This is a genomic window from Phytobacter massiliensis JC163 (assembly GCF_000321045.1).
GTDB classification, from domain to species: domain Bacteria; phylum Pseudomonadota; class Gammaproteobacteria; order Enterobacterales; family Enterobacteriaceae; genus Phytobacter_A; species Phytobacter_A massiliensis.
Window position 1 is genome coordinate 60373 of sequence record NZ_HE578951.1, and the last position, 15299, is coordinate 75671.

Annotated in this window: 14 protein-coding genes; 13 read left to right on the top strand and 1 reads right to left on the bottom strand. The window is 60.0% G+C overall.

Annotation, left to right across the window (positions count from 1 at the left end; translation table 11 throughout):
• Positions 1 to 51: 51 nt before the first annotated feature.
• Positions 52 to 951 (top strand): carboxylate/amino acid/amine transporter, encoded by a 900-nt coding sequence (locus tag ENTHG_RS22865; RefSeq protein WP_044185717.1) that lies wholly within the window; start codon positions 52 to 54, stop codon positions 949 to 951.
• On the opposite strand, the gene metR is transcribed toward ENTHG_RS22865, so the two are convergent.
• Positions 839 to 1792, bottom strand: coding sequence for an HTH-type transcriptional regulator MetR (metR, locus tag ENTHG_RS22870; RefSeq protein ID WP_044185719.1), 954 nt, complete (start codon positions 1790 to 1792; stop codon positions 839 to 841). The genes ENTHG_RS22865 and metR overlap by 113 nt on opposite strands.
• A 250-nt stretch (positions 1793 to 2042) precedes the next feature.
• Between metR and metE the strand changes: the two genes are divergently transcribed.
• From metE to ENTHG_RS22925, 12 genes are all read left to right on the top strand, one after another.
• Complete coding sequence (gene metE / locus ENTHG_RS22875) at positions 2043 to 4304, top strand: 5-methyltetrahydropteroyltriglutamate--homocysteine S-methyltransferase (RefSeq protein WP_044185720.1); 2262 nt, start codon at positions 2043 to 2045, stop codon at positions 4302 to 4304.
• A gap of 105 nt (positions 4305 to 4409) precedes the next feature.
• On the top strand, positions 4410 to 5387 hold the full coding sequence (locus ENTHG_RS22880; RefSeq protein WP_044185722.1) for an ABC transporter substrate-binding protein: 978 nt from the start codon (positions 4410 to 4412) through the stop codon (positions 5385 to 5387).
• Between the two features lie 12 nt (positions 5388 to 5399).
• The gene (locus ENTHG_RS26195) at positions 5400 to 5948 is read left to right on the top strand and encodes a hypothetical protein (RefSeq protein ID WP_237567530.1); all 549 of its coding nucleotides are present in this window, start codon (positions 5400 to 5402) and stop codon (positions 5946 to 5948) included.
• Positions 5894 to 7102 (top strand): ABC transporter permease, encoded by a 1209-nt coding sequence (locus tag ENTHG_RS22885; RefSeq protein ID WP_237567531.1) that lies wholly within the window; start codon positions 5894 to 5896, stop codon positions 7100 to 7102. Before ENTHG_RS26195 ends, ENTHG_RS22885 begins: the two co-directional genes overlap by 55 nt.
• Positions 7090 to 8118 carry an ABC transporter ATP-binding protein gene (locus tag ENTHG_RS22890; protein WP_044185723.1) on the top strand — a complete coding sequence of 343 codons (1029 nt, stop codon included), beginning with the start codon at positions 7090 to 7092 and terminating at the stop codon, positions 8116 to 8118. The genes ENTHG_RS22885 and ENTHG_RS22890 overlap by 13 nt, the downstream gene beginning before the upstream one ends.
• Entirely contained in the window at positions 8115 to 9176 is a 1062-nt protein-coding gene (locus ENTHG_RS22895) for an MBL fold metallo-hydrolase (RefSeq protein ID WP_052332766.1), read from the top strand. Before ENTHG_RS22890 ends, ENTHG_RS22895 begins: the two co-directional genes overlap by 4 nt.
• 149 nt (positions 9177 to 9325) lie before the next feature.
• Positions 9326 to 10756 (top strand): PTS transporter subunit EIIC, encoded by a 1431-nt coding sequence (locus ENTHG_RS22900; protein ID WP_044185725.1) that lies wholly within the window; start codon positions 9326 to 9328, stop codon positions 10754 to 10756.
• 21 nt (positions 10757 to 10777) lie between these two features.
• Complete coding sequence (locus tag ENTHG_RS22905; protein WP_044185727.1) at positions 10778 to 12526, top strand: sulfatase; 1749 nt, start codon at positions 10778 to 10780, stop codon at positions 12524 to 12526.
• Positions 12527 to 12571: 45 nt separating this feature from the next.
• Entirely contained in the window at positions 12572 to 13297 is a 726-nt protein-coding gene (locus tag ENTHG_RS22910) for a GntR family transcriptional regulator (RefSeq protein WP_044185730.1), read from the top strand.
• Positions 13294 to 13638 carry a YidH family protein gene (locus ENTHG_RS22915; protein ID WP_044185732.1) on the top strand — a complete coding sequence of 115 codons (345 nt, stop codon included), beginning with the start codon at positions 13294 to 13296 and terminating at the stop codon, positions 13636 to 13638. Before ENTHG_RS22910 ends, ENTHG_RS22915 begins: the two co-directional genes overlap by 4 nt.
• Complete coding sequence (locus tag ENTHG_RS22920) at positions 13635 to 13982, top strand: DUF202 domain-containing protein (protein WP_044185734.1); 348 nt, start codon at positions 13635 to 13637, stop codon at positions 13980 to 13982. The genes ENTHG_RS22915 and ENTHG_RS22920 overlap by 4 nt, the downstream gene beginning before the upstream one ends.
• A 1-nt stretch (position 13983) precedes the next feature.
• On the top strand, positions 13984 to 15282 hold the full coding sequence (locus ENTHG_RS22925) for an anaerobic sulfatase maturase (protein ID WP_044185736.1): 1299 nt from the start codon (positions 13984 to 13986) through the stop codon (positions 15280 to 15282).
• The last annotated feature ends 17 nt before the right edge of the window (positions 15283 to 15299 follow it).

Below are 15299 nucleotides of genomic sequence, written 5' to 3' on the forward strand. Positions count from 1 at the left end.
AACCTGATACTTCGCTACAATGGATGCACTTTATCCAAAGAGACATTCATTGTGGCGTTACTGATCATTACCACTGTCCTGTGGGCATTCTCGTTTAGCTTCTACGGCGAATACCTTGCCGGGCACGTCGACAGCTATTTCGCTGTGCTGGTGCGTGTTGGCCTGGCGGCGCTGGTGTTCCTGCCGTTTCTGCGTACCCGTGGGCACAGCCTGAAAACCATAGGCCTCTATATGCTGGTGGGCGCGATGCAGCTTGGCATCATGTATATGCTGAGCTTCCACGCCTACCTTTACCTGACCGTGTCCGAACTGCTGCTGTTTACCGTGCTGACGCCGCTCTATATCACCCTGATCTACGATCTGATGAGCAAGCGCCGCCTGCGCTGGGGCTACGCCTTTAGCGCGCTGCTGGCGGTGATTGGCGCGGGCATTATTCGTTACGATCAGGTGACGGATCACTTCTGGACGGGGCTGCTGCTGGTGCAGCTTTCCAACATCAGCTTCGCTATCGGGATGGTGGGCTATAAGCGCTTGATGGAGACCCGCCCCATGCCGCAGCATAACGCCTTCGCCTGGTTCTACCTTGGCGCGTTTCTGGTGGCGGTGGTGGCCTGGTCCGCGTTAGGCAACGCGCAGAAAATCCCGGAAACAACGCTGCAGTGGGGTATCCTGGTCTTTCTGGGCGTGGCGGCGTCAGGCATCGGCTACTTTATGTGGAACTACGGCGCAACCCAGGTGGACGCGGGCACGCTTGGCATCATGAATAATATGCACGTTCCCGCCGGGTTACTGGTGAACCTCGCCATCTGGCACCAGCAGCCCCACTGGCCGAGCTTTATCACGGGTGCTGTGGTGATAGTGGCCTCGCTGTGGGTCCATCGCCGCTGGGTCGCTCCGCGCTCCGCACAAACGGCAGATGGTCGCAGGCATGGTTCCGCGCTGAGCGAATAAACGCTTCGGTTACCGGCTGGCGCTGCTCGCCGTCGCGCACGGCGGCGTACAGCCGGCTCCATAATCCCTCGCCCAGGGTTTTGGTCACCACCAGACCCTGGCGCTCGAAACTCTCCACCACCCAGTGCGGCAGGGCGGCAATGCCCATTCGCGCCGCCACCATCTGAATCAGCAGCAGGGTGTTATCCACGCTTTTCAACTGCGGGCTTATCCCTGCGGGCTGCAAAAAGTGCCGCCAGATATCCAGGCGGCTGCGCTGCACCGGATAGATCAGCAGCGTCTCTGCGGCGATATCTTCCGGCGTCACTCGCGCCCGTGCGGCGAGCGGATGGTCCGGGGACAGCACCAGGCGCACTTCAAAATCAAACATCGGCGAATAGTGCAGGCCGCTACGCGGCAGAATATCCGAGGTGAGCACCACGTCCAGCTCGCTCTGCTGGAGCGCAGGCTGCGGATCAAAGGTCACGCCGGATTTGAAATCCATCTCCACCTGCGGCCACTGCGCGCGGAAATTTTCCAGCGCCGGGGTCAGCCACTGAATACAGCTATGGCACTCAATGGCGATGCGCAGCCTGGTCTGCTGCGGCTCGTTGCAGGCCAGCAGCGCGTTACTGATTTGCGGCAGTACCTGGTTGGCCAGCTGCAGCAGAATCTCCCCCTGCGGGGTAAAGCGTAGCGGCTGACTTTTACGCACAAAAAGCCGGAAGCCAAGGCGCTGTTCCAGATCGCTGAACTGGTGGGAAAGCGCGGATTGCGTCTGGTGCAGCGAGGCCGCCGCTGCCGCGAGCGACCCGCAGTTCCGTAACGCCTGTAGCGTTTTCAGATGTTTAATTTCGATCATGAATGTCCTTCACTTCGGCATGAACAATTTGCGCTTGAGGAATATACAGTACATTTACATTATGGATGTGTAAACATCCAGACGGCCAAAACTCGTCATATTTCGACTTGCAGATGCGTTGGCTTCCTCGCTTACCCCAGTCACTTACTTGAGTAAGCTCCCGGGGATGCGCTGCGTCGCCGCCTTCCTGCCAGCTGAACTATTTAGCGTTTTGCTCCGGACTCAATGAAATAATGATGAGGCTCAAAAAATGACAATTATTAATCACACCCTCGGTTTTCCTCGCGTTGGCCTGCGTCGCGAGCTGAAAAAAGCGCAAGAGAGCTACTGGGCGGGGAAGAGCACCCGTGACGAACTGCTGGCGGTGGGGCGCGAGCTGCGCGCCCGCCACTGGCAGCAGCAAAAAGCCGCTGGTATCGATCTGCTGCCGGTTGGCGACTTCGCCTGGTACGACCATGTTCTGACCACCAGCCTGCTGCTTGGCAACGTGCCGGCTCGTCATCAGAACAACGACGGCTCCGTTGATATCGACACCCTGTTCCGCATTGGCCGTGGTCGCGCGCCCACCGGCGAACCGGCAGCGGCGGCGGAGATGACCAAATGGTTCAACACTAACTACCACTATATGGTGCCGGAGTTTGTAAAAGGCCAGCAGTTCAGGCTGAGCTGGACGCAGCTGCTGGAAGAGGTGGACGAAGCGCTGGCGCTGGGCCATAAGGTAAAACCGGTGCTGCTGGGGCCGGTAACCTACCTGTGGCTGGGTAAAGTGAAGGGCGAACAGTTTGACCGCCTGAGTCTGCTTAACGACATCCTGCCGGTCTATCAGCAGGTGCTGGTGGAACTGGCGAAACGCGGCATTGAGTGGGTACAAATTGACGAACCGGCGCTGGTGCTGGAACTGCCGCAGCCGTGGCTGGCGGCGTATAAACCGGCTTATGCGGCCCTGCAAGGTCAGGTGAAACTGCTGCTGACGACTTACTTTGAAGGCGTCGGCGCGAACCTGGACACCATCACCACGCTGCCGGTGCAGGGGCTGCACGTTGACCTGGTTCACGGTAAAGATGACGTCGCGGAACTGCACCGCCGCCTGCCGTCTGACTGGCTGCTCTCTGCGGGCCTGATCAATGGCCGTAACGTCTGGCGTGCCGATCTGACAGAAAAATACAAGCAAATTGCAGCGATCAGCGGGCAACGCGATCTGTGGGTAGCCTCTTCCTGCTCGCTGTTGCACAGCCCGATTGATCTGAGCGTAGAGACGCGTCTGGATGAGGAAGTCAAAAGCTGGTTCGCCTTCGCCCTGCAAAAATGCGAAGAACTAGCCCTGCTGCGCGATGCGCTTAATAGCGGCGAGACGGCAGCGCTTGCCGAATGGAGCGCCCCGATTCAGGCGCGCCGCCACTCCACGCGCGTGCATAACAGCGCGGTAGCGCAGCGTCTGGCAGCGATTACCGCGCAGGACAGCCAGCGTGCCAGCCCTTACGAGGTGCGTGCCGAAGCCCAGCGCGCCCGCTTTAAGCTGCCGGCCTGGCCCACCACCACTATCGGCTCCTTCCCGCAGACCACCGAGATCCGCGGCCTGCGTCTGGACTTCAAAAAGGGCAACCTGGACGCCAGCAACTACCGCACCGGCATTGCCGAACATATTAAACAGGCGATCGTCGAGCAGGAGCGTTTAGGGCTGGACGTGCTGGTTCACGGCGAAGCCGAGCGTAACGACATGGTGGAATATTTTGGCGAGCACCTCGACGGTTTCGTCTTCACCCAGAACGGCTGGGTGCAGAGCTACGGCTCCCGCTGCGTGAAGCCGCCGGTGGTGATTGGCGATGTCAGCCGCCCGGAAGCCATCACCGTCGAGTGGGCGAAGTACGCCCAGTCGCTGACCGATAAACCGGTAAAAGGGATGCTGACCGGCCCGGTGACGATTCTCTGCTGGTCCTTCCCGCGCGAGGACGTAAGCCGCGAAACCATCGCGAAGCAAATCGCGCTGGCGCTGCGTGATGAGGTGGCGGATCTGGAAGCTGCCGGTATCGGCATTATTCAGATTGACGAACCGGCGCTGCGTGAAGGGCTGCCGCTCAAGCGCAGCGACTGGGACGCTTATCTGGCATGGGGCGTGGAGGCGTTTCGTATCAACGCGGCGGTGGCGAAAGACGACACCCAAATCCACACCCACATGTGCTACTGCGAGTTCAACGACATCATGGATTCTATCGCCGCGCTGGATGCGGATGTCATCACCATCGAAACCTCGCGCTCTGATATGGAGCTGCTGGAGTCGTTTGAAGAGTTCGACTACCCGAACGAAATCGGGCCGGGCGTATATGACATCCACTCGCCGAACGTGCCGAGCGTGGAGTGGATCGAAGCGCTGCTGAAAAAAGCAGAGCAGCGCATTCCGGCTGAACGGCTGTGGGTCAACCCGGACTGCGGCCTGAAAACCCGCGGCTGGCCGGAAACCCGTGCTGCGCTGGCGAACATGGTGCAGGCGGCGCAGAACCTGCGCCAGGCGTAACATCTCTCTGCCGCCCGCGTCCATGCGGGCGGCCTTCTCCGCAGTCATCTTTCTGTCAGATTCCCTTGTTTAAATCGTCTAAACGATCATTAAAGGGATGAAATCATGAATAAAACACCTGCGCTGGCAGTGGTCTTTCTGGCGATGATGAGCGCTTCGGCCCTGGCGAAATCCACCTTAACCCTCTACACCAGCCAGCCAAACGAAGACGCGCAGATGACGGTGAATGCCTTCGAACAGGCGCACCCGGATATTGAGGTGAAATGGATCCGCGATGGCACCACCAAACTGGTTGCCCGTCTGCAGGCGGAATCGGCGGCGGGCGGCGCCAGCCCGGACGTGCTGCTCATTGCCGACAGCGTGACCATGGAGTCGTTGAAAGAGAAAAACCTGCTGGCGGCCTATCACTCTCCGCAGGCCAGCCGCTACGACGCGCAGCTTTATGATAAAGACGGTTTTTATTACGGCACCAAGCTGATCACCACCGGCATTGCCTATCACGCCAAAGCGCCGGTGAAACCAGAATCCTGGCAGGATCTGCTCAAGCCGGAACTGAAAAATATGACCACCCTGCCAAGCCCGCTCTATTCCGGCGCGGCGCAGATCCATATGGCGACGCTGATGAATAATCCGCAGCTTGGCTGGCAATATTACGAGAAGCTCAAAGCGAACGGCGCGATGCCGCAAAGCGGCAACGGCGGGGTGATGAACGCGATTACCTCCGGCAGCAAAGCCTACGGCGTACTGGTGGATTACATGGCGATCCGCGAAAAAGCCAAAGGCGCGCCCATTGAGTTTGTCTTCCCGAAAGAGGGCGTGAGCATTGTCACCGAGCCGGTGGCGATGATGAAAGCGGCGAAAAACGTAGAGGGGGCGAAAGCGTTTATCGACTTTGTGCTGTCGGATGCCGGGCAAAAGCTGGTGCTGAAACAGGGCTACCTGCCCGCCGATCCGAAGCTGCCGGTTCCGCAGGGTTTCCCGGCGCGCGACAGCATCAGGCTGATGCCGTTTGACGCGCAAAAAGCGCTGGCGGATGCCGAGGCCAATAAAAAACGCTTTGCCGATCTCTTTGGCAGCCGCTAAGCCATGAGCGATATGGCGCTGCGTCAACCTGCCGTCAGCCGCCCGCCGTTAGGGCTGCTGTGGCTGTTACTGTGCCTGGTGGCGCTGTTAAGCCTGCTGCCCAGCCTGCGCCTGCTTGTGTCGGCGCTTTTCGACTGGCAGCAGGGCAGTAACAGCAGCCTGTGGCGCGTGTTAAGTAACGAAACCACCTGGATTGCCCTGCGCAACAGTCTCTATACCAGCGGGCTGGGCACGCTACTGTCGCTGCTGCTGGGCAGCCTGTTCGCTTTTTGTCTGGCGCTGACCAACATTCGCGGCAGGCAGATATGGGTGTTTCTCTTTATGCTGCCGATGATGATCCCTCCGCAGGTTACCGCCCTGAGCTGGCTACAACTGTTCGGGCCGGGCAGTATTTTACTGAACAGCCTTGGCATTGCGCCGGGCTTTGGCAGCCGAACCCGCTCTATTCCCCGGAGGGCATCGCCCTGCTGCTGGGGATCCAGCACGCGCCGCTGGTCTTTCTGGCGCTGCGTACCCAGCTACAGTGCCTGCCAAAAGAGCAGATTGAAGCCGCCCGGCTGAACGGCGCATCCCTCTGGCGCGTGTTGTGGGACATTGTGCTGCCGCTGTGCCGCACCGCGCTGTGGGCGGGCGCGGCGATCGCGTTTGTCTCCGCGCTCGGCAATTTCGGCATTCCCGCCATGCTTGGTATTCCCATCTCCTATTTTGTTTTGCCGATACAGATCTACCAGACCCTCTCCAGCTTCGGCCCGTCAATGCTCAACGATGTGGCGGCGCTGTCGGTGCTGATGGGCGTGCTGGCAATTGGCATCGTCATGTTGCAGGGCTATTTTCAGCGCCGCCATGCGCTGCCGCTTATCGGCATGGCGGGCAGGGCGCTCGGTTTTGAGCTGGGTAAATGGCGGCTGGCGACCGAACTGCTGCTTGGCGCTGTGCTGTGCGCTATTTTGCTGGCCCCCCTGCTGGCGCTTATTGCCACCTCGCTGGTGCCGACGCTGGGGGTGCCCTTAAATGCGGATACCGTAACCTTTTCCGCCTGGCGGGCCATTTTCGACGAGCAGAGCGTGGCATGGCGGGCGCTGACCAATAGCGTGACCCTCTCGGTGGGGGCGGCGCTGTCGCTGATGCTGCTCTGCCTGCCGCTGGCCTGGCTGCTGGTGCGCTACCCGAGCCGCCTGCTGCGCTGGCTTTATAGCATTATCGATATTCCCTATACGCTCCCCGGCGTGGTGCTGGCGATTGCGTTTATCCTACTGTTTGCCCGCCCGCTACCGCTTGTCGGCATCAGCCTGAGCGGAACGCTCACCCTGATCTTTTTAGCGTATCTGGCCCGTTTTCTGACGGTATGCCTGAAACCTGTACACAGCAGCATGCTGCAACTCGACCCGGCGATGGAAGAGGCCGCGAGCCTGGCGGGGGCCAACTTTTCCCAGCGGCTCCGCCATATCGTACTGCCGCTGCTGGCTCCCGCCGCGTTTGCCGGCGCGCTGCTGGTATTTTTGACCGCGGTAAATGAACTGACCGTTTCGGCGCTGTTATGGAGCGCGGGCAAAGAGACGCTGGGGGTGGTGATTTTTAACCTTGATGAGAGCGGCGACAAAGTGCTGGCGTCGGCCATTTCGGTACTGATTGTGGCGCTGGTGGCCTGCGTCATGCTGCTGCTGAGCGGCCTCAGCCGCTATTTACCCAAAGGAGTGATCCCGTGGCAGAGCTAAGGCTTGAGCAGATAAGCAAAATTTTCGGCACGCAGCGCGTGGTGCGGGAGTTGAGTCTCACTATTCCCGAAGGGGCGTTCACCGCGCTGCTGGGACCGAGCGGCTGCGGAAAAACCACCACCCTGCGCATTCTTGCCGGGCTGGAGCATCTCTCCTCCGGACGGCTGCTGCTGGGGGAGCGGCTGCTGGCGGATGAGCGAGTCCACCTGCCGCCGGAAACCCGCGACATGGGCATGGTGTTTCAGTCTTACGCCCTGTGGCCGCATATGACGGTGGCGGAAAACGTGGGGTATCCGCTTAAGCTGCGTAACGTTAACGGCGCGGCGCGACAAAAGCAGGTGATGGCGGCGCTGGAGGTTGTCGAACTGGGCGCTTATGCCGACCGCTCGCCGCAGGCGTTGAGCGGCGGTCAGCGTCAGCGGGTGGCCCTGGCCCGCTGTCTGGTATCGGAACCGCAGGTGGTTTTGCTGGATGAGCCTCTTGCGAACCTCGATCGCCACCTGCGCGCCACGATGGAACAGACCTTCCGCGATTTTCACCGTCGTACCGGGGCTACTTTTGTCTATGTCACCCACGATCAGGCGGAGGCGATGGCGCTCGCCAGCCATATTGCGGTAATGCATGACGGCGAACTGATGCAGTGGGGCACGCCGCAGACCCTTTACCAGCAGCCGCAAAACGCCTGGGTGGCGGGCTTTATTGGTAAGGGGGCGATCCTGTCGCTGGCGGTGCGCAACGAGACGCCGCATCTCGACTGCCCCCGGCTCCATGCGGGGCTGGTTGCGGATAACGCGCAGCCGCGCCAGCAGGTACTGGTTCGCCCGGAGCATGTGCAGGTCGGCGCTGACGGCGTGCCCGCGACGGTTGAAAGCTGCATTTACCAGGGCGAGCGTTATCTGCTGGCGCTGCGGCTGGCGGACGGTCAGCGCCTGAGCGCGTTTCACCATTCGCCGCTGCGTGAACAGCAAAGTACCTGCGTGCGGCTGTTGCAGGGATGGTGCCTGGAGGCGGCGTGACGGTTGCGGTCGATATCCTTAGCGGGCTGGAACACAAAGCGCCCGCGGCCATTCTGGTCACCACGCCGACGCTGCGTCTGTTGCTGGACGCGGGCGGCGCGCTCGATCCCCGGACGCCGTTATGGACGGTCCCGGAGAAGATCGATGCGATCCTGCTGACGCACGATCATGTGGATCATATCGACGGGTTGAGCAGGCTGCCGCCGCAGACGCCGATCTACTGCACTGCGGTTACCGCACGGTCGCTTCCGGCAGGGTATAACGTCCACCCGATAGCGGTACGCGGGCAATTTACCCTGGGTGACGTGACGGTGACCACCGGCAGCAGCGGGCATGCCTGGGGCGGCGTCTGGTTTCATCTGGATGTCGCAGGGGGGCTTTTTTACAGCGGCGATATCAGCATGGCGTCGATATTGTTCCATTTCGATTCGCCGCCACCCGCCCGCGTTGCGCTGGTGGATGCCTCTTACGGCCTTTACGATACGCCACAGCGCCAGCAGTGGGCTACGCTGCAATCCCACTTCTCCACGCCCGCGCTCTGCCCGGTGCCGCCTTCCGGGCGGGCGGTTGAGCTGGCGCTGCTGCTGGCACGCGACGGGCGCGTGGACGACATCGCTCTGGACGACTCCTGCCTGACGGCCTTAAGCCTGATGGCGGAGCACAACGACGGCAGCCTGCGGCTGCCGGTTCAGGCCGGGCTGCGACAGCTTGCCCGCAGGCTGTCGCCGTTTTCCCGGCGCGCGCCGCTGATCTTCGCGGCCGACCCGGACGGGCAGAGCGGGGTGGCCGGGGCGCTACGCCGTGAAGCGGGCTTTCATCACCGCACCTTGTTTACCGGCCATATGAATGCGCTTGCCCGCCAGCAGTGGCAGAACGGCGAGGTCGATTTTTGCCGCTGGAATGTGCACCCAACCCTTAGCGATCTGCGGGCGCTGCTCGCCACCTTAACGTGCCGCTGCGTCGTGCCGCTGTTCGCCCCGCCAGAGGCGGCTCAGCAGTGGTCGCAGGCGCTGGCTTGTGAGGTTTCTTTGGCGCGCCGCTTACTGTTAACACGTTGATTCTCCCCAACGATCCCTGCGCTTTTTTGCCGATCGCCCTGTCTGGCGCGATCTTTTTTCTGCTGCCCTGGCGCTTTATGACGCTCTTCACATAATTGATATCATTATATTGTTATAACAATATAATAAATCACAACAGGGACCTCTGTATGAACTACAACGACACAGGAAAAGCCATCGTCCAGCATTGCGGCGGGCTGACCAACTTTATTCACGTCACCAACTGCATGACCCGGGTGCGGATGACCATTGCCGATCCGGAAAAAGTGGATATGCAGGGTTTAAAGAGCATTGCCGGTGTGCTGGGGGTGGTGGAAGACGACACGCTGCAGGTTATTGTCGGGCCGGGGAAATCCTCTAAGGTCGCGGCGATCATCAACGATATGCTGAAAGGCGAAGCGCCTGCGAGCGAAGCCTCTTCAGCTGAGCAGCTCAGCGCGGTTGAACTTAAAGCGAAGCAGGCGCGGGAAAAAGCAAAAAAACAGACCCGCACCAAAGTTATCCTCAAGCATATCGCCAATATTTTTGTGCCGATCCTGCCCGCGCTGATTGCGGCGGGGATCCTGATGGGCCTGAACAACGTGCTGGTGAACACTGCCGCTTCCTGGGCGCTGGAAAACCACATCGCTCCGGCGGGTAAATTAAGCGCGGCGCAGATTGTACTGGAGCAGCGGCATCTGCTGGGCCTCAGCCAGTTCCTTGATATTATCTCCAAAGCGCTGTTCGGCTTCCTGGCTATCTATACCGGGGTCACCACGGCGCGGGAATTCGACGGCAATGCGGTAATGGGCGGGTTGTTAGGCGCGGTGACCATCGCGCCGCAGCTGGCGCAGATGGGGCTGACGCCGGGGCAGGGCGGGCTGATTGGCGTCATTTTTTGCGTCTGGCTGATGTGTCTGCTGGAAAAACAGGTGCGCCGTTTTGTGCCGGATATTATCGATGTGGTCGCCACGCCAACCATCGTCTTGCTGGTGATGGCCGGCGCGCTGCTGTTTGTGATCATGCCCATCGCCGGGGTGGTATCGAATGGCATCCTGCACGGGCTTAACGGCCTGCTGTCAACGGGCGGTATCGCCGCAGGGTTTGTGCTCTCCGCACTCTTCCCGTTCCTGATTTCGCTGGGGCTGCACCACGGGCTGTTCCCTATCCACCTTGAGATGATCAACAGCACCGGTCACGCGCCGCTGTTCGCCATTCAGATTATGTCCAATGCCGGCATGGTCGGCGCGGCGACGGCGGTACTGCTGCTGACCCGCGACCCGGTGATGAAGAAGATCGCCAAAGGCGCTATCCCGACCTCTATCCTCGCGGTGGGCGAGCCAACTATCTTCGGCGTTAACATTCCGGCAGGTTTTGCCTTTATCACCGGTTCTATCGGCGCAGGCTTTGGCGGCATGATGATTGTGCTGCTGGGCGTATCGACCAACGGCGTCGGTGCGGCCGGGCTTTCGGCGCTGCCGCTTATCGCTGACGGTAAATACCTGCAATACATCCTGTCATGGCTGGTGGGATGCGCCGCCGCATTTGTGCTGACCTACATTGTCGGCAAAGTACGCGGTTACGATAAAGAGACGGCGTGACTGAATATTAAGGAGTAAGAAATGAAAGCGATTATGTTGATGTTTGATTCGCTCAATAAGCGCCTGCTGTCGGCCTACGGCAGCGACGCGGCGATCACGCCTAATTTTCAGCGGCTGAGAGAAAAAACCGCGCGTTTCGACAATTTTTATGTCGGCAGTATGCCCTGCATGCCCGCCCGCCGCGAGCTGCATACCGGGCGCTATAACTTCTTGCATCGTGGCTGGTCGCCGCTGGAGCCGTTTGATGATTCCATGCCGGAGCTGCTTAAAAAGCACGGTGTGCACACCCATCTGGTGACGGACCACAAACACTACTGGCGCGACGGCGGCGCCACTTACCACTCTCGCTACAACACCTATGAGTTTGTGCGCGGTCAGGAAGGGGATGCCTGGAAAGGGGTGGTGGATAAGCCTGCGTATCGCTATGAGTCGGGCGAGCCGGAGGAGATCAAGCAGCGGCGCATCACCAGCCGGGTGCAGCATCAAATCAACGTGCAGTTTATGCAGAATGAAGAGGATCACCACCTCGCCCGCACCATCAATAAAGGGTTGGAGTTTATTGAAACCAACCACGCCAGCGACAACTGGTTCTTACAGCTGGAGTGTTTCGATCCCCACGAGCCGTTCTTTGTGCCGGAAAAGTACCTGAAAATGTACGGCATTGACGACCCGTCGCAGTTCGACGGCTGGCCGCCCTACTACTTTGTGACCGAGAGCGAGGAGCGGAAAAGCACCATCCAGAAATACTACAAAGCGCTGCTGACGATGGTGGATGCCTACGTTGGCCGCGTGCTGGACTATATGGACAGGCACGATTTGTGGAAGGACACGATGCTTATCGTCAACACCGACCACGGGTTCCTGCTGGGCGAGCATGAGTGGTGGGGCAAAAACATCATGCCGCTGTATAACGAAGTCGCCAATATTCCGTGTTTCATCTGGCACCCGGCGTTTCCGTCCTGCGCGGGCGAATCGCGCCAGGCGCTGGCGCAGACTATCGATCTCCCCGCCACGCTGCTGGAGGTGTTTGGCGTGGAGAAACCGGCGGATATGCAGGGCGTTTCGCTGCTTCCGGCGCTGCGTGACGATACCCCGGTCCGCGACTATGCGCTGTTTGGCTACCACGGTTGCCACGTCAATATCACCGACGGACGCTATGTCTATATGCGCTCGCCAACGGAGCAGGGCATTGACGGGCTGTATGAGTATACGCTGATGCCGACCCGCATCAACCGGCGCTTTACGCCGGGGGAACTGCGGGAGACCACGCTGCATCCGCCGTTCGCCTTTACCAAAGGCTGCCCGGTGATGAAAATTCCGGCGGAGTCGGTAATGACCCGGGACGCCGACCGTTTCGGCCATCGCCTCTATGACCTTAAGGCCGATCCCGCCCAGCGGCGGCAAAGTCAGGACCAACAGGCGGCAGCGCGCCTGCGGGACAATATGGTTGAGATGATGCAGCAAACCGATGCGCCGCCGGAGCTGTACGCCCGCTACCGGCTGGATGAGGCGAGTAGCCCGCTGCTGGGGCATGACCCGCATCTGCTGCCGGAGCTGGCCGCGTTCGCGCCGCAGGTGCGTTATGGCCTGTATGCGCTGTTGCAGCACCTGGAGGCCAGCGGGCAGCAGACGCTGGCGGATGAGCTTAAAAACGACAGCCAGCCGGACTGGCAGCAGGAAAATTTGTGGCGTTTCGTGCAGAACCGCGTACCAATGGAGCAGCATCAAAGCGTGTACTATAAGATGGCGTTAGAAATGCGTCTTGATTGAGCGGTATCCCCGGCGGCGGCCGGGGAGGCAAGGAGTTGTAACCTGATGAAAGAAGAGCTGGATTATTCTCGCGGCGCGAAACCGCTTTACGCCCAGTTGTACGATATTTTGCTCTCCCGGCTAAAAGCCGGGGAGTATAAAAAGAACGATGTGCTGCCCACCGAGGCAGAATTTGAAGAGCTGTTTGGCGTCAGCCGCATTACCGCCCGCCGGGCGCTGGCGGAGCTGGCGGCAAAGGGGCTGGTTAAACGCCAGGCGGGCATCGGCACGATGGTGATCAGCACCTCGGAAAAACAGGATGTCAAAACCCGTATCCGGCTGGTGGACGGGCAACAACAGCAGCCCATTTCACGTAACAACCTTAAGCTTGAGCGGCTGCTGCCGCCTGCGGAGGTCGCCCAGGCGTTTGGCCTGGACAGCGAGACCACGGTCTGGCGTCTTGTCCGTACTATCTTTCGCTTAAATGAACAGCCTGCCCAGGTGAACTACATCTGGCTGACGCCCCGCCTGGGGGAGCTTACGCTTTCGGACCTGGAGGGCGGGCTTTACAGCCTGCTGGAGCAGCGCAATGAAAATATTGAAAGCTATCAGGATATTATCACCGCTGAGCTGCCCACGGAGGACGACTGCGCGATCCTGAAAATTAGCGCGGGCGAACCGCTGCTGGTCAAAACCCGTCGCGGCTATAACGACCGTGGCCAACTGGTTGAATTTGGCGTCGCCAGGCATCTTGCGAGCTGCTATCAGTATATTGTTGAGAACAGCAGATGAGCTGGCAAACGCAGGGAAAGTCGCCGGATTACCGCTTCACGCTGGCGAATGAGCGTACCTTTCTGGCCTGGATCCGCACCGCGCTGGCCTTTATGGCGGCGGCAATTGGTATTGACCAGCTGGCGCCGAACCTGGCATCCGAGACATTCCGCGACCTGTTAGTGGCGGTGCTGGGGGGAACGGCGGCGCTGCTTGCCTGGTACGCCTGGCGACGTTGGGTGTTAAATGAACGCGCCATGCGCAGTGATGCCATGTTAACCTATCCGCGTATGTTGCTCTGGCTCAGCTACGGGCTGGCCGGCGCAATCATCCTGACGCTGACCATTTTGCTGGCGTTATGAGCGAACAGCTACGCAGCCGTGATGTGGGCCTGCAGCCGGAACGTACCTCGCTTGCCTGGCAGCGCACGGTCTTTTCCGCACTGGTTTTCACGCTGGCGATTGTTCGCGTCGCCTTCTCCCGCGACGATAAGGTGTTTATCCTGTTGAGCGGAATTGCCGCGCTGCTGGCGCTGGCGCTCGCCGCTGTCTCGCTTCGCCGTCAGCGAAAGGTCATGATCGAGGGCGAACTCACCACCGCCTCGTCGCTACTGGCGAAGCGGCTGATAAGCCTCGTGCTCTGCCTGGCGTCCTTTTCGCTTGCGCTGCACGCGCTGTTTAACTTGCTACAAAGAGGATTGGGTTGATATGGCGGTAGCCGGGTGCCACGTAATGGCGAAGCCGACAGGGTCGGTATGCAATATTGATTGCACCTACTGTTTCTATCTGGAGAAAGAAGCACTCTATCCCGAGCGCAATAAAAACTGGCGCATGACGGATGAGACGCTCGAAACGTACATTCAGCAGCATATTGCCGCGCAGCACGGCGACCATGTTCTTTTTGCCTGGCAGGGCGGCGAGCCGACGATGATGGGGCTGGATTTCTTTCGCCGCGTTGTGGCGCTGTGCGCGAAATACGCCAACGGTAAGAAGATCGAGCATGCGCTGCAAACCAACGGCATTGTTCTTAACGACGAGTGGGCCAGCTTCTTCGCCGCCAACCAGTTTCTGATTGGCCTCTCCATCGACGGCCCGGCGCATCTGCACAATCAGTATCGCGTCAACCGCGCCGGGAAGGGCACCCACGAGCAGGTTGTGGCCGCTATGGCGCTGCTTAAAGCTCATAACGTCGCCTTCAATACCCTGACCGTCGTCGGCAAGCATAACGTGGGCCACGCGCGGGAAGTGTATGACTTCTTACTGGCCGCTGGCTCGCGGCATATGCAGTTTATCCCGCTGGTGGAGCGTATGAGTACGGAGGAATCATCCGTGCTTAACCTGGTGCTGCCCGGCGAGAGCGCGGCAACCCTCGCCCCGTGGACGGTGCCGTCGTGGCAGTTTGGCGAGTTCCTGAACCAGATTTTCGATATCTGGATCCAGCGCGACGTAGAGCACGTCTCGGTGCAGATGTTTGATGTCGCGCTGGCGGCGTGGACCGGTCAGCCGCCGGTACTCTGCGTCCATTCTGAAACCTGCGGCCACGCTTTCGCGCTGGAATCCAACGGCGATCTTTATAACTGCGACCACTTTGTCTACCCGGAACATCTGCTGGGCAATATCCATCAGCAATCTATTGAAGAGATGAACAACAGCGAGCAGGCCAACGCTTTTGGTCTGGCGAAGCGAGAGACGCTTACCCCCGACTGCCGCCGCTGCGATTACCGTTTTGCCTGCCACGGCGGCTGCCCGAAACACCGCTTCGCGGTGTCGCCGACCGGCCATCCGGGGCACAACTATCTCTGCGCCGGGTATAAGCACTTCTTCCAGCACGTGACGCGGTATATGAATGTGTGGCGCGAACTGATGGCCAACGGCTATCCTCCCGCCGCCATTATGCAGTGGGTAGCGCAGGAGCGTAGCGCGGCTGCGCAGGCGGTGAACCGCAACGACCCCTGCCCGTGCGGCAGCGGCAAGAAATACAAGAAGTGTTGCGGGCAGCGCAGGTAGCCTGCGCTGCGCCGGGA